Origin of the sequence: Burkholderia mycopellens (assembly GCF_964265025.1) — a bacterium.
Taxonomy (GTDB): domain Bacteria; phylum Pseudomonadota; class Gammaproteobacteria; order Burkholderiales; family Burkholderiaceae; genus Burkholderia.
Genome location: NZ_OZ183802.1, coordinates 2,152,287 through 2,174,462, shown reverse-complemented (window position 1 = coordinate 2,174,462; position 22,176 = coordinate 2,152,287). Strand labels below are relative to the sequence as shown.

General features: G+C 66.1%; 22 protein-coding genes. 16 read left to right on the top strand and 6 right to left on the bottom strand.

The window, feature by feature from the left end; translation table 11 throughout:
• Positions 1-48 precede the first annotated feature (48 nt).
• Together ACPTTC_RS10005 and cydX are read right to left on the bottom strand one after the other, a co-directional pair.
• On the bottom strand, positions 49-666 hold the full coding sequence (locus ACPTTC_RS10005) for an AAA family ATPase (protein ID WP_175971854.1): 618 nt from the start codon (positions 664-666) through the stop codon (positions 49-51).
• Positions 663-809, bottom strand: coding sequence for a cytochrome bd-I oxidase subunit CydX (cydX, locus tag ACPTTC_RS10000; RefSeq protein ID WP_043182986.1), 147 nt, complete (start codon positions 807-809; stop codon positions 663-665). Before cydX ends, ACPTTC_RS10005 begins: the two co-directional genes overlap by 4 nt.
• 179 nt (positions 810-988) lie before the next feature.
• Between cydX and corA the strand changes: the two genes are divergently transcribed.
• On the top strand, positions 989-1,966 hold the full coding sequence (gene corA / locus ACPTTC_RS09995) for a magnesium/cobalt transporter CorA (protein WP_175971856.1): 978 nt from the start codon (positions 989-991) through the stop codon (positions 1,964-1,966).
• A gap of 7 nt (positions 1,967-1,973) precedes the next feature.
• Here the strand turns inward: corA and ACPTTC_RS09990 are convergent, their stop codons facing one another.
• Positions 1,974-2,267, bottom strand: a complete 294-nt coding sequence (locus ACPTTC_RS09990; protein WP_175956119.1) for a YciI-like protein — start codon at positions 2,265-2,267, stop codon at positions 1,974-1,976.
• A gap of 223 nt (positions 2,268-2,490) precedes the next feature.
• Entirely contained in the window at positions 2,491-2,979 is a 489-nt protein-coding gene (locus tag ACPTTC_RS09985; RefSeq protein ID WP_175956117.1) for an adenosine-specific kinase, read from the bottom strand.
• Between the two features lie 145 nt (positions 2,980-3,124).
• Here ACPTTC_RS09985 and ACPTTC_RS09980 point away from each other — a divergent pair, with 145 nt between their 5' ends.
• Positions 3,125-4,114 carry a cysteine synthase A gene (locus ACPTTC_RS09980; RefSeq protein WP_423393348.1) on the top strand — a complete coding sequence of 330 codons (990 nt, stop codon included), beginning with the start codon at positions 3,125-3,127 and terminating at the stop codon, positions 4,112-4,114.
• 110 nt (positions 4,115-4,224) lie between these two features.
• A complete protein-coding gene (locus tag ACPTTC_RS09975; protein ID WP_175956115.1) occupies positions 4,225-4,710 on the top strand; it encodes an aminoacyl-tRNA deacylase in 486 nt (161 codons plus the stop codon).
• A gap of 130 nt (positions 4,711-4,840) precedes the next feature.
• Here the strand turns inward: ACPTTC_RS09975 and ACPTTC_RS09970 are convergent, their stop codons facing one another.
• Together ACPTTC_RS09970 and ACPTTC_RS09965 are read right to left on the bottom strand one after the other, a co-directional pair.
• On the bottom strand, positions 4,841-5,062 hold the full coding sequence (locus ACPTTC_RS09970; protein ID WP_423392368.1) for a hypothetical protein: 222 nt from the start codon (positions 5,060-5,062) through the stop codon (positions 4,841-4,843).
• 118 nt (positions 5,063-5,180) lie between these two features.
• Positions 5,181-5,420: a hypothetical protein gene (locus ACPTTC_RS09965; protein WP_423392367.1), complete on the bottom strand. Its 240-nt coding sequence runs from the start codon at positions 5,418-5,420 to the stop codon at positions 5,181-5,183.
• Positions 5,421-5,542: 122 nt separating this feature from the next.
• Here ACPTTC_RS09965 and ACPTTC_RS09960 point away from each other — a divergent pair, with 122 nt between their 5' ends.
• From ACPTTC_RS09960 to ACPTTC_RS09900, 13 genes are all read left to right on the top strand, one after another.
• Positions 5,543-6,241, top strand: a complete 699-nt coding sequence (locus tag ACPTTC_RS09960; RefSeq protein WP_011352160.1) for an energy transducer TonB — start codon at positions 5,543-5,545, stop codon at positions 6,239-6,241.
• Positions 6,242-6,327: 86 nt separating this feature from the next.
• Positions 6,328-7,236 (top strand): MotA/TolQ/ExbB proton channel family protein, encoded by a 909-nt coding sequence (locus ACPTTC_RS09955; RefSeq protein WP_423392366.1) that lies wholly within the window; start codon positions 6,328-6,330, stop codon positions 7,234-7,236.
• A gap of 20 nt (positions 7,237-7,256) precedes the next feature.
• On the top strand, positions 7,257-7,679 hold the full coding sequence (locus ACPTTC_RS09950) for an ExbD/TolR family protein (RefSeq protein ID WP_175013681.1): 423 nt from the start codon (positions 7,257-7,259) through the stop codon (positions 7,677-7,679).
• Positions 7,680-7,805: 126 nt separating this feature from the next.
• Positions 7,806-8,237 carry an ExbD/TolR family protein gene (locus ACPTTC_RS09945; protein WP_423392365.1) on the top strand — a complete coding sequence of 144 codons (432 nt, stop codon included), beginning with the start codon at positions 7,806-7,808 and terminating at the stop codon, positions 8,235-8,237.
• A gap of 16 nt (positions 8,238-8,253) precedes the next feature.
• Positions 8,254-9,444 carry a tetratricopeptide repeat protein gene (locus ACPTTC_RS09940; protein WP_423392364.1) on the top strand — a complete coding sequence of 397 codons (1,191 nt, stop codon included), beginning with the start codon at positions 8,254-8,256 and terminating at the stop codon, positions 9,442-9,444.
• Between the two features lie 303 nt (positions 9,445-9,747).
• The gene (locus ACPTTC_RS09935) at positions 9,748-10,323 is read left to right on the top strand and encodes a helix-turn-helix domain-containing protein (RefSeq protein ID WP_423392363.1); all 576 of its coding nucleotides are present in this window, start codon (positions 9,748-9,750) and stop codon (positions 10,321-10,323) included.
• A 324-nt stretch (positions 10,324-10,647) separates the two neighbouring features.
• Entirely contained in the window at positions 10,648-13,431 is a 2,784-nt protein-coding gene (locus tag ACPTTC_RS09930) for a TonB-dependent receptor (protein WP_423392362.1), read from the top strand.
• Between the two features lie 301 nt (positions 13,432-13,732).
• Complete coding sequence (locus ACPTTC_RS09925; RefSeq protein WP_423393347.1) at positions 13,733-15,592, top strand: extracellular solute-binding protein; 1,860 nt, start codon at positions 13,733-13,735, stop codon at positions 15,590-15,592.
• A gap of 13 nt (positions 15,593-15,605) precedes the next feature.
• Positions 15,606-16,658, top strand: coding sequence for a microcin C ABC transporter permease YejB (locus ACPTTC_RS09920; protein ID WP_175956103.1), 1,053 nt, complete (start codon positions 15,606-15,608; stop codon positions 16,656-16,658).
• Positions 16,612-17,724 carry an ABC transporter permease gene (locus tag ACPTTC_RS09915; RefSeq protein ID WP_423392361.1) on the top strand — a complete coding sequence of 371 codons (1,113 nt, stop codon included), beginning with the start codon at positions 16,612-16,614 and terminating at the stop codon, positions 17,722-17,724. The genes ACPTTC_RS09920 and ACPTTC_RS09915 overlap by 47 nt, the downstream gene beginning before the upstream one ends.
• Positions 17,724-19,367, top strand: coding sequence for an ABC transporter ATP-binding protein (locus ACPTTC_RS09910; protein WP_175956099.1), 1,644 nt, complete (start codon positions 17,724-17,726; stop codon positions 19,365-19,367). The genes ACPTTC_RS09915 and ACPTTC_RS09910 overlap by 1 nt, the downstream gene beginning before the upstream one ends.
• Positions 19,360-20,811, top strand: coding sequence for a TldD/PmbA family protein (locus ACPTTC_RS09905; protein ID WP_423392360.1), 1,452 nt, complete (start codon positions 19,360-19,362; stop codon positions 20,809-20,811). Before ACPTTC_RS09910 ends, ACPTTC_RS09905 begins: the two co-directional genes overlap by 8 nt.
• A complete protein-coding gene (locus ACPTTC_RS09900; protein ID WP_423392359.1) occupies positions 20,811-22,172 on the top strand; it encodes a metallopeptidase TldD-related protein in 1,362 nt (453 codons plus the stop codon). Before ACPTTC_RS09905 ends, ACPTTC_RS09900 begins: the two co-directional genes overlap by 1 nt.
• The last annotated feature ends 4 nt before the right edge of the window (positions 22,173-22,176 follow it).

Below are 22,176 nucleotides of genomic sequence, written 5' to 3'. Positions count from 1 at the left end.
AGCAGCGCTTCCGGCGTTGTTTTTTGCGGGGAACGAGGGAACAACCGGTCAGGCCGGCAGCGGCGGGACGATCGTGGCCACCGGCGGAGGCGGCGCGATGCGGTACAGCAGCGCATCGACGTCGGCATCGGATGGCGCGGTGTTGTCGAACATCACGATGCCGTCGCATTCGTGGCCGGTCGGCACGAAGCGGCGCTGCCGGTATTCGTCCCAGTGCGCGAGCTTGTAGGCATCGTTCGGATTGCCGCGCGCGACGATCCGCTGGTGCGCGACGTCTTCCGACGTGTGGACCCAGACGACCGTCAGCGTGACGTCGGGCGCGATGCCGAGCCACGCGCGGTCGAGAATTCGGCGATCGCGCACTTCGCGCGACAGCGGGCCGACCACGAGCGCGCCGATGCCGAGCGCGAGATTTTCACGGGCCGTGTCGAGCAGGCCCTGGTATTCGGGATCGCGCAGGTGCTTCAGGTAGAGCGGGCTGTCGCGATCGTTCGGATCCTCGGTGAGCGCGCCCATCGCGGCCGAACTGTAGCGGCCGTACAGCGTGTCCTTGTCGAGCAGGCAGAAGGCCTCGCCGGTCGCGCGCATCAGCGGCCCGATGAGCCGCTTCGCGAGCGTGGTCTTGCCGGTGCCGGCGTGACCGCAGAAGAACACCAGATGCGTCACGAAGCCTTGCCTCCCGAGCGCGGGCTCGACGCGCCGTTGCGCTTGTCGCCTCGCGAGAAGACTTCCGCCTCCAGCCACATCGCGTTGATGATGCCGAAGCCGAGCGCCACGCCGATGCCGAGTATCCACGAGAAATACCACATGGGTCTGTCTCCTTGACGGTTGGGCCGCACGGCCGTGCGGCTTGTGGTCCGAAGTGTCCGGGTGCGCATGCTGCGGCGCACGCAGCCCGATCATGACCAATATCGCCGTGCCGCGCAAGCCGGGCCGCCCGCGCAGCAAACCGGTAAACTGATGCGCAAACCGCAACATCACGGACAACATGCTGATCAACTGTGCTGCATACCAGGACGGCCGCAAACTGGCCGACATCGATATCGACGCCATCAGCGACTACGTGTCGAAGCCCGAATGCTTCGTGTGGGTCGCGTTGAAAGATCCGACGCCCGACGAAATCGACCTGATGGGCGAGGAGTTCGGGCTGCACGAGCTCGCGCTCGAGGATGCCCGCAAGGGGCATCAGCGGCCGAAGATCGAGGAGTATGGCGATTCGCTGTTCGCGGTGCTGCATACGGTCGAGCTCGACGATGACGGCGAATTCAAGCTGGGCGAGCTGAACGTGTTCGTCGGCCCGAACTACGTGCTGTCGATTCGCAACCATACCGAGCAGGATTTCCGCGAAGTGCGCAAGCGCTGCGAGCGCGAGCCGCATCTGTTGCAGGAAGGCTCGGCGTTCGTGTTCTACGCGCTGATGGACCAGGTCGTCGACCGCTATTTCCCGATCCTCGAATCGCTGGGCGCCGAACTCGAGGAACTCGAGGACCGCATCTTCGCGAAGGCCACGCCCGCGTCGGCGCGCGCGATCATCGAGGATCTCTATTCGCTGAAGCGCCGGCTCGTGATGCTGCATCAGCACACGGCGCCGCTGATCGAGCCGCTCGCGAAACTCACGGGCGGACGCATCCCGCAGATATGCAACGGGATGGAGCATTACTTCCGCGACGTGTACGACCATCTGCAGCGGATCGTGAAGACGATCGAGGGGCGGCGCGAGATGGTCGTGACAGCGGTCCAGGTCAACCTCGGAATGATCTCGCTCGCCGAGAACGAGGTGACCAAGCGGCTCGGCTCGTTCGCCGCGCTGTTCGCGATACCGACGATGATCGCCGGCATCTACGGGATGAACTTCGCGAACATGCCCGAATTGCACCTGAAATACGGGTTCTACGGCTGCATCGCCGTGATGGTCGTCGCCGACTTCGCGCTGTGGTGGCGATTCAAGCGGGCAGGGTGGCTGTAGTCTCGCTTCATGCGCGAGGCGGCGCGTGCTTGCCGACCACGACGCGCCACGGACGCACGCGCCACGATTTCACGAGGCCGTTCTGCACGTACGGATCGGCGCGTGCGAACGACTCGGCCGCCTCCGGCGAATCCCCTTCGAACACGAGCACGGCCTGGTCGGCCGGGTCCGACAGCGCGCCGGCGAGCATGAGTTCGCCGCGTTCGGTCGCGGCCTGTGCGAGTGCGAGGTGCTCCGCGCGGAACGGTTCTCGACGGGACAGGTAATCGTCGACGAGTTCGTAGATCAACTGGTAATGCATGGTGGCTCCAGGGAGCGCCGCGGCGGCCGGGACGTCGGCGCGGCTGTCAGTCAGTCTGCTGCGGGCAGTATAGGGCAGGCGGACGATCGCGGCACAACACGAGAGGCGGCGTTCCTACGTCTAAAACGCAACTAACGGTCTAGGCGCGATCCGTCCTGGAATCCCGGTTGCAACGCACCTTCGATGCAGCCAAGTCTACAGGCCGCCCCCCGGCGGCCCATCCCTACGCCTTGTAGCCGATCGTGCGCAGCAGATCCTTGCGCCAGCGGATGTCGTCGTCATTTTCGACACCGAGCGGCCCAAAGCCGTCGACGACGCCGACGATCCCGCGTCCTTGCGCGGTTTCCGCGACGATCACGTCGGTCGGGTTCGCGGTCGCGCAATAGATCCGGCAAACCTCCGGCACGGCCTTGATTGCATTGAGTACGTTGACCGGATAGAAGCCGTCGCCGAGGAACACGATGAACGCGTGGCCGGCGCCGATCGCGCTGGCGTTGCGACATGCAAGTTCGACGAGCGCCGCATCGGTGCCGGAGTGGCGCACCAGCCGTTTGCCTGACGCCTCGCAGAATGCGAGGCCGAAGCGGATGCCGGGCACGGTGCCGACCAACGCCTCGTGGATGTCCTCGACGGACTTGATGAAATGCGACTGGCCGAGGATGAAGTTCACGGTCTCGGGTTTGTCGACGGCAACGGTTTGCAGTTGCAGCATGGCGGACCTCGTCTCGCGATGCGGCGCGTGCGCCGCAATGGGCTCTTCAAGCTTAATACGTGAGCGCCGGCGACGAAAGCCGCGAGGGCGTCCTATCCTTCGTTGTGTGTGGCGCGTGCGCCGCGCGAAGGCAACGGAGGCAGACATGGACGTGCGACACGGCTTCGTCGACTGCGTGGGGCGCACGCCGCTGATTCGCTTGACGAAGCTCAGCGCCGAGACGGGCTGCGAGATCCTGGGCAAGGCGGAATTCATGAATCCGGGCGGGTCGGTGAAGGACCGCGCGGCACTCTACATCATCCGCGACGCCGAACGGCGTGGCGTGCTGAAGCCGGGCGGCACCGTCGTCGAGGGCACGGCGGGCAATACCGGCATCGGTCTGGCACATATCTGCGCGGCGCGCGGTTATCGCTGCGTGATCGTGATTCCCGATACGCAATCGCCGGACAAGCTGGCGATCCTGCGTACGCTCGGTGCCGAGGTGCGTCCGGTGCCGGCGGCGCCCTACCGTGACCCGAACAACTATCAGAAGATTGCCGGACGGCTCGCGGACGAACTCGACAACGCGGTGTGGGCCAATCAGTTCGACAACGTCGTCAATCGTCAGGCGCACTACGAGACGACCGGGCCCGAGATCTGGCGCGATACGGCGGGCACGATCGATGCGTTCGTCTGCGCGACCGGGACGGGCGGCACGCTGGCCGGCGTGAGCCGGCATCTGAAAGAGCAGAATCCGGACGTCCGGATCGTGCTGGCCGACCCGCACGGCAGCGGGCTCTACGGGTACGTGAAAACGGGTGACCTCGGCGCGGAAGGCAGCTCGATCACCGAAGGCATCGGATCGACGCGCGTCACCATGAACCTTGCGGGCACGCCGATCGACGACGCCGTGCGGATCGACGATCAGCAGTGCGTGACGATGGTCTACCGGTTGCTGCGCGAGGAGGGGCTGTATGTCGGCGGATCGAGCGGCATCAACGTCGCGGCGGCGGCGTGGCTGGCCCGCCGGATGGGCCCGGGGCACACGATCGTGACCTTGCTGTGCGACCGTGGCGACATCTATCGCGCGCGGCTTTTCAATCGGGAATGGCTCCGCGAAAAGGGACTGGACCCGGGGGCTGAGCCCATGAGTTGAACCGCCGGAGGCGTGGCATAGGTGAGGATTTCCATCCGCCCGAATGCGACCTATGCTGAACGAATCCGGTGCGAACGCCGTTCGCCCGTTTCGCCCAGACGAGGTGTGCCATGCCTGTGTCAGCCACCCTGCAGGATTGCCTGCGTCAGAAGTCATCGCGGTACGAAGTGGTGTACCACCCCTATAGCCATACGAGCATGGAGACGGCCGCCGCCGCGCATATACCCGGCGATCGCCTCGCGAAAACCGTGCTCCTCGAAGACGACGAAGGCTACGTCGCCGCCGTATTGCCGACCACGCACGCCGTGCGCCTGTCGGATCTCTGGGTGAAGACGGGACGTCATCTCGTGCTCGCCCGCGAGGTCGAACTGCGCGAGCTGTTCAAGGATTGCGACATGGGCGCGTTGCCGCCGGTGTGCATGGCGTATGGAATGAAAACGTTTCTCGAGGAGCGTCTCGCGCAGCAGCCGGAAGTCTATTTCGAGGCCGGCGACCACGAAGCGCTGATCCACATGATGCAGGATGAATTCCTGACGCTGATGGAGACGGCCGAGCGCGCGCATTTCTCGCACAAGATGCAGGGCATGCACGCCTGACGCGCGCGTTGCAAGGGCGCTGGTCGATGCGTGTGTGACATGGTTGTGAGCCGCGGTAGGGGTTGCCCCGTGAGATAGTTGGTTAGGCATGCGAATTTGTGGCGTCGATTTTTTGGTGGAAAAAGCGGCCTTAAATTTGAATCGCATTCCGGATTAACTGTTCGGACATCGATGGTGCGTCGGACGTTTCGAGTTTCGAGGAAGCGGTGTCGGCCAGCTCGAGGTGGCCGAGCAGCGCATCGCGCGACCGATGCGGATGTTGACGAGGGGAGGAACGCACCGTCCCGGTCGCCACCACGGCGGCTGGTTTTGATGCGGTGCAGGAAATATGCCGGCATTTATGTTGAAACAACTTAATATCCGTTTCCGCATATACCCATACAATTCAATTACTGCATTAATAATAAAAGGTTGATTTATGCTTACCAGAATATTATTTGAATAACTCCTCCAAACTTTGTATTCGGGTATCAAATAAAGTTTGACGTCAAAATTTTTTCCTTGCTATCTTCTGCACCCAAGTGAACGGCGCCATTGACATCACCGCGTAACGAACGACCAATCGTCAGACGAAACGCGAGGTGCCACCCACTCAGCTGACAATTGCCTGAACGTGCAGGCGCGTGATTTTCCGGTGCAAAGCCGGGCCGCGCCGGCTGGAACGATTCCTTGAAAAAGAACAAATTGAAATTCCAATTTGATTCTTTCAATTCGGATTGCTAATTGAATTTGAAATGAAATGTTCGGGTAGATGCGGTGGCGATGCCGACCTGGCTTCGCCGCCGGCAGCAATCCGAAACTGGGCAAATCGCTTGGGGGATGGATGGTGGGCATGAAAGTCGAAGAGCATCTGGCTACGTCGAACAGCGGACTGGCGACGCTGGGCCGTCCGCGGGAGTTCGGCAAGAAGCAACAGAATCCGGTCCGCCGGTTCGGCGGCATCGGAATCGTCCTGGTGCTGCACGCAGTGCTGATCTACGCGCTGCTCAACGGCCTGGCGACGAAAGTCGTGCAGGTGATCCAGCATCCGATCGAAACGCGCATCATCGAGCCGGTCAAGCCACCGCCGCCACCGCCGATGCCCGTGGTCAAACTCCCGCCGCCGAAATTCGCGCCGCCGCCGCCGCCGTTCGTCCCGCCGCCGGAAGTGCCGGTGCAGGCGCCGCCGCAGGCAACGATCACGCACCAGTCGGCCCCGGTACCGTCCGCACCCGCCGTGCAGGCGCCGGTCGTGGCGCCCCCGGCGCCGGCCAAGCCGGTCAGCCATGACGTGGGTGTGGTCTGCCCGAATTCGGACACGCTTCGCGCGTCGATCCAGTATCCGAAGGAGGCGCAGGAAAACAACATCACGGGCGACGTGACGATCGAATTCGTGGTGGATGCGGAAGGGAACATCACGAACGAGCGTGTGGCGCAGTCGGCGGATCCGATCCTCGATCGTGCTGCCTACAACACCGTGAAACGATTCAAGTGCGTTGCGCAGGGCCAGTCGGTGCGGGTCCAGGTTCCGTTCTCGTTCAATCTGAATTGATGCAGTGGGCGGCCCGGTGCGATCCGGGCCGGGAAAAACCATCTCGAACTGATGTATTAAGTTCATCGAAATAACTGGAGTGGGGTATGACGAAGCGTTCACTGGCCGCGCTGGCGGCAAGCATCCTGATGTCCGTCGCCGCAATCGACGGGTTCGTTGCACCGCAACTCGCCCACGCGCAGGCTAGCGGCACGGCCGGCACATCGGCACAGGCCGCGGCACCGTCGGCTGCCCCGGCTCCGGCCGCCGCCGAGCCGGCTCCGCCGCCCGCGCCGGCCACGACGGAAGCGGTCGAGAATCCGTACGGGCTCGGCGCGCTCTGGAAGAACGGCGATTTCGTCGCCCGTTTCGTGCTGATCCTGCTCGTGATCATGTCGATGGGAAGCTGGTACATCATGATCACGAAGTTCGTGGAGCAGTTGCGCGCCAATCGCCGCGCGAAGCTGGCGGACGCGCAGCTCTGGTCCGCGCCGTCGCTGGCGGAGGGCGCCAAGCTGCTCGACGAGGCATCGCCGTTCCGCTTCATCGCCGAAACGGCGATCGAGGCCGGCGAGCATCATGACGAGGCGCTGCTGGAAGCGGTGGACCGCAACACGTGGATCGACGTGTCGGTCGAGCGCTCGATCACGAACGTGTCGAACCGGATGCAGGACGGGCTCGCATTCCTCGCCACGGTGGGCTCCACCGCGCCGTTCGTCGGGCTGTTCGGCACGGTCTGGGGGATCTATCACGCGCTGACGGCCATCGGCATCGCCGGCCAGGCGTCGATCGACAAGGTCGCCGGCCCGGTGGGCGAGGCGCTCATCATGACCGCGATCGGCCTCGCCGTCGCAGTGCCGGCGGTGCTTGGCTACAACTTCCTGGTCCGGCGCAACAAGTCGGTGATGGAGCGGGTCCGCAACTTCGGCGCGCAACTGCACACGGTGCTGCTGGCCGGCAATCGGCGCCCGGTACGCGCGTCGTCGTCGCCGGCAGCTGCGTCGCTCGCGAACTGATCGGCTGACGGAGACGCGCGATGGCCATGAACGTCGGGCAGGACGATAGCGACGAGGTGATCGCCAACATCAACACGACGCCGCTCGTCGACGTGATGCTGGTGTTGCTGATCATCTTCCTGATCACGATTCCGGTCGTGACGCACACGATCCAGCTTCAGTTGCCGAAGGAGACGGTGCAGCCGCTGCAGACGACGCCGAAAAGCGTCGAGATCGCGGTGAACCGAGACGGCGATTTCTTCTGGGGCGAACAGCTGGTGGATGCACAGACACTGCTCGCGAAGCTGAAGGACGTGTCGCAGCAGCAGCCGCAGCCGAGCGTCCACGTGCGCGGCGACCAGAACACGCGCTACGAATTCATCGGCCGGGTGGTCACGATGTGCGAGCGCGCGGGGATCGCGAAGCTGTCGTTCATCACGGAGCCGCCTGCGCGCGGTGGATAGTCGCGTGTGGGAATCGTGGTGGAACAGGGGGCTGGCGGCAAGTGGGTAGCGCTAACGCTGGTCGACCGCAAAGCATGGGACCCGCGTAAGCGCTAAAGCGCTAACGCGGGTCGACAGGAGTCGACGATGGGAATGAATGTGCCTTCGGGCGGTAGCAACGCCGAACCGGAAGTGATGGTCGATATCAACACCACGCCGCTGATCGACGTGATGCTGGTGTTGCTGATCATGCTGATCATCACGATCCCGATTCAGATGCATTCGGTGAAGATGGACCTGCCGGTCGGTAATCCGCCGCCGCCGGCCACGCCGCCGGAAATCGTGCAAATCGATATCGACTTCGACGGCACGACGACCTGGAACGGGGCGCCGGTGCCGGACCGCGCGACGCTCGAGTCGAAACTGACCCAGGTCGCGGCGGAACCCGTGCAGGCGGAGATCCACCTGCGTCCCAACAAGCTGGCGCCATACAAGGACGTGGCCGCCGTGCTCGCATCCGCGCAACGCGTGGGCGCGACCAAGATCGGCCTGATCGGTAACGAACAGTTCATGCAATGAAGACACGGACGAGCCGATGAACCCGCAACGATGGAAACGGATGATGGCGGTGACGGCGCTCGGCGCGGCCGGCCTGCTCGGACGCCCGGCGTGGCCGGCGGACGCGCTGCGGCCGGACGTGGCGAAACCGTTGGCGGCCGCGCAGGAGCTGTACCGGGCGCACAAGTATCGCGATGCGCTGGGCAAGATCGCGCAGGCGGCCGCCGTGCCGAACCGGACGCCGTACGAAACCTACATGGTGGAGGAGATGCGCGGCGCGGCAGCGATGGCGGCCGGCGACTCGGGCACGGCCGCGCAGGCCTACGAGAGCGTGCTGAACTCGGGGCGGCTGTCGGGCGAGGACGAGCAGCGGACAACGGCGGCGCTGGCCGGCATTTACTTCCAGCAGAAGAACTACCCGCTGGCGATTCGGGTCGCGCAGCGCTACCTGAAGGCGGGTGGCTCGGATCCGGAAATGCGCACGCTGCTCACGCAGTCTTACTACCTGTCCAACGATTGCGCGCCGCTCGTGAGCCAGTTGAAAGCGAGCACGGACGCGCAGGCGAATGGCGGACACGCACCGGATGAAGGGCAGCTGCAGATGCTGGCGACCTGTGCGCAGAAAGTGAAGGACGGCAACGCATATCGCGGGGCGCTCGGGCTGCTGGTGGCTTATCACCCGAGCCCCGCGTACTGGGACGAAATGGTCACCGCCATTCGCGGCAACCCCGGATATCTGCCGTCGCTCGACCTCGACATCTACCGGTTGCGCCGCGCAACGGGCTCGCTCGCGACCGCCAACGCGTACATGGAGATGACACAGCTCGCGCTGGTTGCGGGGTCGCCCGCCGAGGGCAAGCAGGTGATCGACCAGGGGTTCGCATCCGGCGTACTCGGCAAGGACGCGCAGGCGGATCGCGAGAAGCGGCTGCAGACGCTCGCCGCAAAACGCGCACAATCGGGCGGCGATGCCACGACGCCGGCAGCGCCGATCGACGCGGGCATGAACCTCGTCTTCGCGGGTCATGCCCAGCAGGGGCTGCAGATGATGGAGCAGGCGATCGCGAAGGGAGGGCTCGAGCATCCCGATGCGGCGCGGCTGCGGCTCGGCGAGGCGTATTACGTGGCCGGCCAGAAGGCGCGTGCGGTCCAGGTGCTGCGCACGGTCAAGGGTACCGACGGTTCTGCCGACCTGGCGCGCCTCTGGACGGTGGTGGCATCCCGGTAGCGCAACGAACGCGCACGACGGCGCGCAACGCAGGCGTGGTCGGCAAGCGGTGTGCCGCCGCGATGGCGCCGATGCACGATGGGCAGGTCAGCAGATGGTAAGGGGTCAGCCTTGTTGATTAGTATGCCAAATGAAATATGCAATGGACGCGTGGTTCCGCGACACGGCTGCGGCGCCGCACCTCGTGTGGCCTGCACGCCGCGACAGCGTGCAGCGGGGCATCGCGCCGGGCCGGCTGCATCACGGCATCGGTCGAGGCTTGACGACATCAAACCGATTTCGACTGCGAGGGACCGTCTTTCCATGGTTTTGCCCCCTGATGAGTCGGTGCTCGTCGCCGTGTCGCTCGGCAACAAGATCCGGGCGCTGCGCCAGCGCCTGAAACTCACGCTCGACGAAACGTCGACGATCGCCGGCATTTCGAAGCCGTTCCTGTCGCAGGTCGAACGCGGGCGAGCGACGCCGTCGATCACGTCGCTGGTGCGGATCGCGAAGGCGCTGGGCGTGACGATGCAGTACTTCATCGACACGCCGACGGAAGCGCGCTCGGTATGCCGCGGCGACGCGCTGCAGTATTTCCAGTTCACGAACTCGGCCAGCCTGTTCGCCAGGCTGACGAACCTGGTGGACGGCCGCAAGCTCGACGCGATTCTCGTCCGGATGCCGGCGGGGCAGCTCTCGTCCGAGATGACGACGCACGCGGGCGAGGAGTTCGTCTACGTGTTGCGCGGGCAGGTGGCGCTGACGCTCGAGGATTGCACGTTCACGCTGAACGAGGGCGACACCGCGCATTACGAATCGACGATGCCGCATGCATGGCGCAACACGGCCGACGAAGAGGCGGTGATCGTCTGGGTCGGCACGCCGAGGCTGTTCTAGCGAAGGCGGCCGGCAGGAAGGAGAAATACCCGATCGACGGCAGAGGGTACGCACACAGGCTCGCCTCGTGCAGAACCCGCTGTCCGTCGAATCGGGAAGAAGCAGGCAATGCGCTCAATGTAGGTAATTAGTATGACGAATCAAAATAGAAAACAACGGTGATGCTGGATGGTGCGGGTGACCGGAGGCCGATCCGTTCGAGTCGTGGCAGTCGAAAGCGTGGCAATCGCGGGTTCCGGTACACGGGCACCCAGGACGCGCAAGGAATTCACAAGGTTCCGGCGCGCAGCAGGTGGGGTCTTACTACGAGCGAGAGGGAACAAGATGAAGCAGAGAGTGTTGGCGTTGGCCATCAAGAGGATAGTCTGGGCGGAACTCGCGTTGACGGCCGTACTGGCGCCGCCGGCGTTCGCCCAGAGCCAGCCGGCGCCGGGCGCCGTCGCGATCGCGGATACGGTCGCGAGCGGCGCGCCCGTGACCGTTGCACAGGCGGACGGCACGCCGGGCGCGGCAGCGCCCGCGGCGCCCGATGCGTCGGCCGGCGCGGCAGCCGAGGCGACGCCCGCCGCACCCGCCGCGAACGGGCAGGGCAAGGTCGCGCAGATCAAGCGGTTCGAAGTGACGGGTTCGCTGATCCGGCAAGCCGACAAGACCGGCTTCCAGCAGGTGCAGACGATCACGCCGAAGGAAATCCAGGCCAGCGGTGCGGTGACTGTCGCCGACTTCCTGCGCGATGCGGCAGCCAACTCGGCGAACAGCTGGGGCGAAGGGCAGTCGGGCAACTTCGCGGCCGGCGCGGCCGGCATTGCACTGCGCGGCCTCTCGGAGAAGTACACGCTCGTGTTGGTCGACGGCCAGCGCGTCGCGCCGTATGCATTCTTCTCGAACAGCGTCGATTCGTTCTTCGACCTCAACACGATCCCGCTCAACGACATCGAGCGGATCGAAATCGTGAAGACGGGCGCCGTGTCGCAGTACGGTTCGGACGCGATCGGCGGTGTCGTCAACATCATCACGAAACACAATTTCCGCGGCCTGCAGCTCGACGGCAGCCTCGGCAGCGCGATCAACGCCGGCAACGGCGACGGCACGATGAAGTTCGGCGTGCTCGGCGGCTTCGGTGACCTGAACGCCGACCGCTTCAACGTGACGGCCGCGCTCAGCTACTACAAGTCGAACGGCTTCACGCTGGCCGACCGTGATTCCACGCGCAACCAGGACTTCACGGGCAAGCCGGGCGGCTTCTCGCTGCTCGCGCCGTCCTACTGGAACATGCCCGACGGCAGTGCGCAGGCGCTGAGCGGCGGCTGCCCGTTCGGCGGCTCGGTTCGTCCGGCCGCGTCGAATTCGCTGTCGGCCGGGTTGCCGGGCACCGTCTGCGGGTACAACACGGCGGAAAGCACGTCGATCCTGCCGATGACCGAGCGCCTGAACGCGAAGCTCCATGGTGACTTCAAGATCGACGACAAGACGACCGCGTTCGCCGACTTTCTGGAGAGCTACAACACGACCACGACCAATGACGGCCTGTGGAACAACGTGATCGGCAACTCGCAGAATCCGGCGCTCGTCTGGAATCCGCAGACGAAGCTGCTGTCGCCGTTCAACTTCACGGTGCCGGTCAGCAACCCGTACAACACGACAGGCGCGGCTACGCCGCTCACCTATGCGTTTCCGAACACGGTCGCGCAAAAGACCTGGGCCAACTACTGGCGGGCGGCCGCCGGCATCAAGGGGTCGTTCACGCTGCCGTACGGCGACTGGGACTGGGCGACGTCGGTCAGCCATTCGCAGAGCACGGTGTCGAACGTGTTCACGAACCAGCTGAATGTGAATGCGCTGAACAACATCTACCAGAACGGCACGCTGAATTTCGCGAACCCGGCCGCGACGCCGAACGCGTTCAACGGTCTCTATCAGGAGGCGAACAACCTCGGCATCTCGAAGCTCGACACGATCGATGCGACGCTGTCGACGCCGAACCTGTTCCATCTGCCGGCCGGCGACGTCGGCATCGGCTTCGGTGCGCAGTTCACGCACCAGAGCGAAACGCTGACGCCGGGTTCCGAGTACCTGAGCGGGGCCGTCATCACACCGGACCTCGAGACGGTGGATGGCCAGCGCAACGTCGCGGCTATCTATTACCAGATCAACATACCGATCATCGAGAACCTGACGTTCAGCCAGGCAGGCCGCTACGATCACTACACCGACGTGGGCGGCGCTTTCTCGCCGCGCTTCGCGTTGCGGTACCAGCCGATCAAGGCGCTCACGTTGTATACGTCGTACAACCGCGGCTTCCGCGCGCCGACCTTCGTCGAGGACAGCAAGTCGCAGACGCTCGGCATCCAGGTCGATCCGGCCACCGGCCAGAACTACACGTCGATCACCGTCGGCAACCCGAACCTCGCGCCGGAACGCACGCGCAACCTCAATATCGGCTTTCAGCTCTCGCCGAGCCGTTACACCGACCTCGGCTTCGACTGGTACAAGATCCGCATCGACAACGTGATCGGCCAGGGCAAGCCATCGCAGGTCGTGACCGACCCGACGACCGGCCAGTTGCTGTACAAGGTGATTCCGTACCAGAACCTCGGCTACCTCGACACGAACGGCTTCGAAGGCACGTTCCGCCAGGGCCTGCCCCTGAAGGACTGGGGCACGATTACGCTGTCGGGCGACTGGGCTTACGTCAACAGCTACAAGATCGGCTTCCCGGGCGCCGCGCCGGTCAACGGCGCGGGCAACAACTTCACGATCACGCAGCCGTTCGGCGGCAGCTTCCCTCGCTGGCGCGGCAACACGACGCTGGACTGGAACTACCGGAAGTTCGATGCGGCGCTGACGTGGCAGTTCACGGGCCCGTACGCGCAGAACCTGATGCCCGAGCCGAGCAAGGTCGGTTCGTACAGCCAGTTCAACCTGATGGTGACGTACACGGGCTTCAAGAACTGGACGATCTACGGTGGTATCGACAACCTCTTCAACCGCACGCCGCCGTATGACCCGATCTTCGCGAACGGCACGCTGAGCCAGAGCGGGTACGACACGTCGGTGTACTCGTACATCGGCCGGTTCGCGCAGATCGGCGCGACGTACAAGTTCTGATGGCGGTCGCGATGCACTGACAGGTTTTGGACAGGCCGCTCCACGTCCACTACCCCCTTTTCGGGGCGGCCTTTTTTCACCTGGCGCCACGACGGCCCGCAACCGGGACGCGCGGCGGTGCAGTTCATCCGATCGTGACCAGCACGAACCATCCGCGGGACGCGGCCGTATGCGGCGTCCGGCACGGGCATCGATTGCGCGCAGGCTTCGCACCCGCACGCTTCCGGACAGACTGACCATGAGACTGTTGAATGGGCGACGGGCACGTGCGCCGCGCCACTCGCACCTGCAGCGGACAAACATGCGGATGCGCACCGCCACGCGCGCCGCGCTGCTCGCGTGCGCCGCGTGGCTTGTGTCGGGCAGCGTCATGCCGCAGGCCGCGCTCGCCGTGCCGGCGATCTCGCAATACGACCATCCGAAATATCCGCCGGGCTTCACGCATTTCGACTACGCGAATGCGGATGCGCCGGACAGCGGCACGCTCCAGTTCGAAAACTACGACGAATCGCAGAGCTACGACTCGCTGAACCCGTTCCTCGTGCGCGGCGCACCCGCACCGGACATCAAGAACCTGATGTTCGACACGCTGATGCAGCGCAGCTGGGATGAGCTCGCCTCCGAATACGCGCTGATTGCGGACGACGTCGAAGTCGCGCCCGACGGGCTGTCGGCGACGTTCCACATCAACCCGGCCGCGCGCTTCTCGAACGGCGACCCGATCACTGCGGCCGACGTCAGGTATTCGTTCGACACGCTGACGAGCCCGCAGGCGTCGCCGCTGTACAACGCGCAGTTCGCGATCATCAAGCGCGCGGTGGTGGTCGACGGCCACACGGTGCGCTTCGAGTTCAAGCACGCGGAGCGCGACGCCGCGTTGATCGCGGGCGACCTGCCCGTGTTCTCGCCGAAATGGGGGCAGCGCGCGGACGGCACGCGACCGCCGTTCGACCAGATCGCGAACGTGCCGCCGATCGCGAGCGGGGCGTACCTGATCGACCAGCGCAAGAACGACAAGCAGATCAGCTACGTGCGCAACCCGCATTACTGGGCGGCGAACCTGCCGTCGCGACGCGGCATGTTCCGCTTCGCGCACGTGTCGTTCAAGCTGTACCTGGACCAGTACACGGCGCTCGAAGCGTTCAAGGCCGGCGACATCGACGCGCGCATGGAATACAGCGCGACGCAGTGGGCGCGCAAATATGTCGGCAAGAACTTCCGCAACGGCATGCTCAAGCGCGGCGAGTTTCCCGACGGCCCCGCACAGATGCAGGGCTTCCTGATGAACATGCGCAAGCCGATGTTCCAGGACGTGCGGGTGCGGCACGCGCTCGCGCTGGCGTTCGATTTCGACTGGATGAGCCGGATGATGTTCTACGGGCAATACCGCCGGACCAACAGCTTCTGGGAGGCCAGCCCGTTCGCGGCATCCGGCATGCCGAGCGAGAAGGAGCTCGCGCTGCTCGAGCCGTTCCGCTCGACGCTGCCGCCGGAGGTGTTCGGCCCGATGGTCCAGCAGCCTTCGACGCTGCCGCCCAACTCGCTGCGCGCGAACCTGAAGCAAGCGCGCGACCTGCTCGCGCAGGCCGGCTGGCATTACCGCGACGGCGCGCTGCGCGACGCGAACGGCACGCCGATGACGATCGAGATCATCGACGACCAGCCCGGCATGGACCGCCTGATCCTGCCGTACACGCAGGCGCTCGCGATGCTCGGCATCCACGCGTACCTGCGCGAGATCGACAGCGCGGTCTACCTGAAGCGCCTCGACAATTTCGAGTACGACATGACGACGTACATCTACCTGCCCGTGACGATTCCGGGGGCGGAGCTGACGCGCCGCTTCGGCAGCGCTGCCGCGTCGCAGCCCGGCTCCGAGAACTATCCGGGCGTGAAGTCGAAGGCCGTCGATGCGCTGATCCGCGCGGCGCTCGCGGCCGACACGCTCGACGATCTCGAGACGGCCACGCACGCGCTCGACCGCGTGTTGATCAACCTGTACGCGCTGATCCCGCAGTACTACCTGCCGAACGCGCGGATCGCGTACAAGGCGACGCTCGGCCACCCGGCGATCGTGCCGGATTCCTATCAGTACGAGGACTGGATCATCGACTACTGGTACGTGAAGCAGCCGGCGGCGAAACCCGCGCCGGCCGCCTGACGGAGGAACGACGATGCTGGCATACATACTCAGGCGATTGCTGCTGATGATCCCGACGCTGATCGGGGTGGTGACGATCACGTTCGCGGTGACGCAGTTCGTGCCGGGCGGCCCGGTCGAACAGGTGCTCGCGCAGTTGCGCCACGGCAGCGCGCGCGGCGGGGAGGCGGGCGGCGCAGGCGGCGGCTACCACGGAAGCCAGGGCGTCGATCCGCAGCAGATCGAGCAGATCCGCAAGCAGTTCGGCTTCGACAAGCCGCCGCTCGAGCGCTACGTGCTGATGCTGAAAAGCTATGCGACGTTCGACCTCGGCCAGTCCTATTTCGCGCATCGCAGCGTGTGGGCGGTGATCCGTTCGAAGCTGCCGGTGTCGATCACGCTCGGGATGTGGACGGTGATCCTCACGTACCTGGTGTCGGTGCCGCTCGGCATCGCGAAGGCGGTGCGCAACGGGTCGCGGTTCGACACCGTGACGAGCGTGCTGGTGCTGGCCGGCTACGCGGTGCCCGGCTTCGTGCTCGGCGTGCTGCTGCTGATGCTGTTCGGCGGCGGCACGTTCTGGCAGGTGTTCCCGATGCGCGGGCTCACGTCCGACAACTTCGACGACCTGACGCTGATCGGCAAGGCGCTCGATTACCTGTGGCACATCGTGATGCCGGTGACCGCGTCGGTCGTCGGCAACTTCGCGATCGTCACGATCCTGACCAAGAACACCTTCCTCGAGGAAATCGGCCGGCAGTACGTGCTGACCGCGCGCGCCAAGGGCGCGCCGGAGCGCGACGTGCTGTGGAAGCACGTGCTGCGCAACGCGGCGATCCCGTTGCTCACCGGGCTGCCGGCCGCGTTCGTCGGCGCCTTCCTGAACGGCAACCTGCTGATCGAGACGCTGTTCTCGCTCGACGGCATGGGGCAACTGTCGTACGACTCGGTGATCCGCCGCGACTATCCGGTCGTGCTCGGCTCGCTGTTCCTGTTCACGCTGATCGGCCTGCTGACCAAACTCATCGCGGATATCTGCTATGTCCTCGTCGACCCCCGTATCCAGTTCAACCGCCTGGACCACTGACCCGGCATGCGTCGCGTGCGCGGCCTCGCCGTCGCCGTGGCGGCGCACGTGGCTGCGCTTTCGCGCGCAGCCGCTCGGGTACTGGAGCCTCGTGATCTTCACCGTGCTGTTCGCGCTCAGCCTCGGCGCGGACCTGCTGTCGAACGACCGGCCACTGATCGTGCGCTACGACGGGCACTATTACTTCCCGATCGTGAAGGACTATCCGGAAACCCTGTTCGGCGGCGATTTTCCCGCGATGACGAACTATCTCGATCCGTATATCCGCACGAAGCTCGAGTCGCACGGCAATTTCGCGATCTATCCGCCGAACCGCTATCGCTACGACACGATCGACTATTTCGCGTCGCGGCCGTATCCGGCGCCGCCGTCGTCGAGCAACTGGCTCGGCACCGACCAGTTCGGGCGGGACGTGCTCGCGCGGCTGCTGTACGGGTTCCGGCTGTCGGTGCTGATGGCGTTCGCGCTGACCGTGTCGGGCGTGCTGGTCGGTGTGCTGACGGGCGCGTTGCAAGGCTTCTACGGCGGCCGCACCGACCTGGTCGGGCAGCGCCTGATCGAGATCTGGAGCGCGTTGCCCGACCTGTACCTGCTGATCATCTTCGCGTCGATCTTCACGCCGTCGCTGTGGCTGCTGTTCATCCTGCTGTCGATGTTCGGCTGGCTCGTGCTGTCCGACTACGTGCGCGCCGAATTCCTGCGCAATCGCGCGCTCGACTACGTGAAGGCCGCGCGCACGATGGGGCTGAGCAATGCGCAGATCATGTGGCGCCACGTGCTGCCGAACAGCCTCACGCCGGTGATCACGTTCCTGCCGTTCCGGATGAGCGCGGCGATCCTGTCGCTGACGAGCCTCGACTTCCTGGGCCTCGGCGTGCCGCCGCCGACGCCGAGCCTCGGCGAGCTGCTGCAGGAGGGCAAGAACAACCTGGATGCGTGGTGGATCTCGATCGCGGCGTTCGCGGCGCTGGTGGTGACGCTGCTGCTGCTCACCTTCATGGGCGATGCGCTGCGCGATGCGCTCGACACGCGCACGCGCGGTTCGGCATTCGGCGGAGGGCGGTGATGACGCGACCGTTGCTGCAGATCGACGGGTTTTCCGCGCATTTCGGCGCGAACGCGGCCGTCCAGGACCTGAGCCTGTCGATCGGCCGCGGCGAGCGCGTGGCGCTCGTCGGCGAGTCGGGGTCGGGCAAGAGCGTGACCGCGCTGGCGATCCTGCGACTCGCGCAGCAGGCGACGCTGTCGGGGCGGATGCTGTTCGACGGCGAGGATCTGCTCGCGAAGACCGAGCAGCAGATGCGCGGGATTCGCGGCGCCGATATCGCGATGGTGTTCCAGGAGCCGATGACGGCGCTCAATCCGCTGTATACGATCGGCAAGCAGATCGCCGAGAGCCTGCGGCTGCACGAAGGGCTGCGCCCGGGCGACGCGCGCGAGCGCGGGATCGCGCTGCTGCGGCGCACCGGGATTCCGGAGCCGGAGCGGCGCATCGACAGCTTTCCGCATCAACTGTCGGGCGGGCAGCGACAACGCGCGATGATCGCGATGGCGCTGGCGTGCCGGCCGCGCTTGCTGCTGGCCGACGAGCCGACCACCGCGCTCGACGTGACGGTGCGCCAGCAGATCGTCGACCTGCTGATCGAACTGCAGGAGCAGGAGGCCGCCGCGCGCGGGATGGCCGTGCTGCTGATCACGCACGACCTGAACCTCGTGCGGCGCTTCGCGCAGCGCGTGGCCGTGATGGAGAAGGGCGTGCTGGTGGAGACCAACACGACCGCCGAGCTGTTCGCGGCGCCGCAGCATCCGTATACGCGCCGGCTGCTCGACAGCGCGCCGCAACGGGCGCTCGAGCCGGTCGCCGCCGGCGCGCAGACGATCCTCGACGTGCGGCATCTCGCCGTCGACTACCGGATCGCGGCAAAGGGCTGGCGCTCGGTGCTCGGCAAGACGACGTTCCGCGCCGTGCACGACGTGCAACTGAGCCTGAAGCGCGGCGAAACGCTCGGGATCGTCGGCGAGTCGGGCTCGGGGAAATCGACGCTAGCGGCCGCCGTGCTCGGTCTGCAGCGGCCGGCGTCGGGCGGGATCGAGATCGATGGCATGCCGCTGGCGTCGCTGCGCACGACGCAGGGCCGCCGCACGCTGTACGGGCGCATGCAGGTGGTGTTCCAGGATCCGTTCGGCTCGCTGTCGCCGCGCATGACGGTCGAGCAGATCGTCGGCGAAGGGCTGGGCGTGCACCGGCCGCAGGTGGCCGGCGACGCGCGGCGGGCGCGGATCGCTGCGCTGCTGCAGGAGGTCGGCCTGCCGGCCGAGGCGATGCTGCGCTATCCGCACGAGTTTTCCGGCGGGCAGCGGCAGCGGATCGCGATCGCGCGGGCGCTGGCGGTGGAGCCGGAACTGCTGGTGCTCGACGAGCCGACGAGCGCCCTCGACGTGTCGATCCAGAAGCAGGTGCTGAATCTGCTGACGAATCTTCAAAAGAAGTACAAACTCAGCTACCTGTTCATCACGCACGATCTGGCGGTGATGCGCGCGATGGCCCACCGGGTCGTCGTGATGAAGGCGGGGCGCGTGGTCGAGGCGGGCGAGACGCTCGACGTGCTGCACGCGCCGTCCCATCCGTATACGCGGGCGTTGCTCGCGTCGTCCATGCTGGCGCCCGAGCGCGGCCCGCAGCAGAGGCAAGAGAGAACCGATGATTGACGAGAACCGGGCGCCGGGCGCCCGAGCCGTGCAGGCGGCGCAGGCGTTGCGCAGCGACGCCGATTTCTGGTCGCTGCGCATCGTCGACGAGACGATCGACGAACACGCGGTGCGCAACGACGTCGCGCAGCCGTTTTCTCGGACCCGCGAGCGCGGCGCGATGCTGACGGCCTGGGTCGGCACGGGCGCGGGCTATGCGGCGACGCCCGACCTGTCCGCGGCCGGGCTGCAGGCGGCGCTCGACATCGCCACCGCGCGGGCGCGGGCCAGTGCGCCGTGGGCGCTGGTCGATCATCGTCAGGCTGCGCGCCCGCAGGCGAGCGGCTCGTATGCGTCGCCGGACGTCGACGCGGCGCTGCCGTCGCGCGCGGAATGGATCGAGCGTCTCGCGCACGAATGCGCGGCGGCGAACCTCGGCGCACGGATCGTCGAGCGCGCGGCGAGCGTGATGATCGTGCACACCGAGCAGTGCTACGTGACGAGCGACGGCGTGCGGATCGACCAGCGCTTCCGCTTCCTGATGCCCGAGTTGCAAGCGGTTGCCCACGGCGACGGCGACACGCAGACGCGCTCGCTCGGTCAGTCGGGCACGCTGGCGCAGGGCGGCATCGACGTGCTGGCGCGCTACGGCTTCGACGGCGCCGGCGTTCGTGTTGCCGACGAGGCGCTGCAGTTGCTCGCCGCGCCGAACTGCCCGACCGGCCGGCGCGACCTGCTGCTGATGCCGGACCAGATGATGCTGCAGATCCACGAGTCGATCGGCCATCCGCTCGAGCTCGACCGGATTCTCGGCGACGAACGCAACTTCGCCGGATCGAGCTTCGTCAGGCCGGAGATGGTCGGCCGCTATCAATACGGCTCGCCGCTGCTGAACGTCACGTTCGATCCGGAGCCTGCGGCCGAAGCCGCGTCCTACGCGTTCGACGACGACGGCACGCCGGCGCGCAAGCAGACCCTGATCCGCAACGGCGTGCTCGAACGGCTGCTTGGCGGGGCGCTGTCGCAGCAGCGTGCGGGCCTGCCGGGCGTGGCCAACTCGCGCGCGTCGAGCTGGAACCGCGCGCCGATCGACCGGATGGCGAACCTGAATGTCGAACCCGGCGACCAGTCGCTCGATGCGCTGATCGCGGGCACCGAGCACGGGATCCTGATGCGGACCAACACGTCCTGGTCGATCGACGACCACCGCAACAAATTCCAGTTCGGTTGCGAATTCGGGCAACTGATCGAGAACGGCCGGCTCACACAGGTCGTCAAGCGCCCGAACTACCGCGGCATCTCCGCCCAGTTCTGGCGCAGCCTGCGCGCGGTCGGCGATGTGAGCACGTTCGGCATCTACGGCACGCCGTACTGCGGGAAGGGCGAGCCTGCGCAGATCATCCGCGTCGGCCACGCCGCGCCGGCCTGCGTGTTCGCCGGCGTCGACGTATTCGGAGGCGCGTGATGACGGGATTCGATCCGATGGCACGCCGTGGTGGAATCGACTGGTACGCGTATTTCACGCGGCTCGCCGAGGACGCGCAACGGCTGACGACGCCGGCCGAAACCGTGCTGCTCGGCTTCTCCGGCGAAACGTCCGACTTCATCCGCTTCAATGGCGGCAGGATTCGCCAGACCGGGCGCGTCACGCAGGGGCGGCTGTCCGTGCGGCTCGTCGACGGGGCGCGGCAGGCGCACTCGACGCTGACCGTCTGCGGCGATCCGGCGGCCGACTTGCGCGAACTGGCGGACGCGGTTGCCGTGTTGCGCGACGGCCTGCGCGATGCGCAGGACGACCCGCACCTGCTGTTCGATACCTCGTCATGGGTGCAGGAAACGCGCCGCACCGGGCGCCTGCCGGATGCGGACGGGCTCGCGCGAATCGTGGCCGAATGCGCGCGCGGGCTCGACTTCGTCGGCTTTTACGCGGGCGGCACGCTGGCGCGCGGCTTCGCGTCGTCGACCGGCAGCCGAGGCTGGTACGAGGTCGAGAATTTCAACTTCAGCTGGTCGCTGTACGACCCGAGCGGCCGCGCGATCAAGACCGTCCATGCGGGCGACGACTGGCGCGATGAAGTGTTCGCGGCCAAGGTCGACGCGGCCGCTGCTCGGCTGCCCGTGCTCGGCCGTACGCCGAAGGCGCTTGCGCCCGGGCGCTATCGCGCGTATTTCACACCGGACGCCATTCTCGAGATGACGAGCCTGCTCGGCTGGAGCGGCTTCTCGGCGCGCGCCGTGGCGAGCGCCCGCAGCCCGCTGCATCGCCTGTACGCCGGCGAGGTCGCGCTCGATCCGCGGGTGTCGATCACCGAGGATTTCTCGCTGGGCATCGCGCCGGCGTTCAACGCGGACGGCTACCGGCGCGACAGCGTGCCGCTCGTCGTCGAAGGGCGGGGCGCCGGGCAGCTCGTGTGCGCACGCACCGCGCGCGAGCACGGGCGCACACCGAACGGCGCGGACAACGCCGAATCGCCGCAGTCGCTGACGATCGCGGGCGGCACGCTCGCCGATGCCGACGTGCTGGCCGCGCTCGATACGGGGCTCTACGTCGGCAACCTCTGGTACCTGAACTTCTCGGACCCGATCGCCTGCCGGATGACGGGGATGACGCGCTTCGCGACGTTCTGGGTCGAAGGCGGGCGCATCGTCGCGCCGGTCGACGCGATGCGGTTCGACGACAGCTTCTACCGGCTGTTCGGGTCGGAGCTCGAGCAGCTCGGCGCGGTGCCGGCGCTGCTCGCGAACGACGACACGTACGGCGAGCGGGCCACCGGAGGCGCGCAGTTGCCGGGGCTGCTCGCGCGTTCGTTCGAGCTCACGCTGTAGCGCG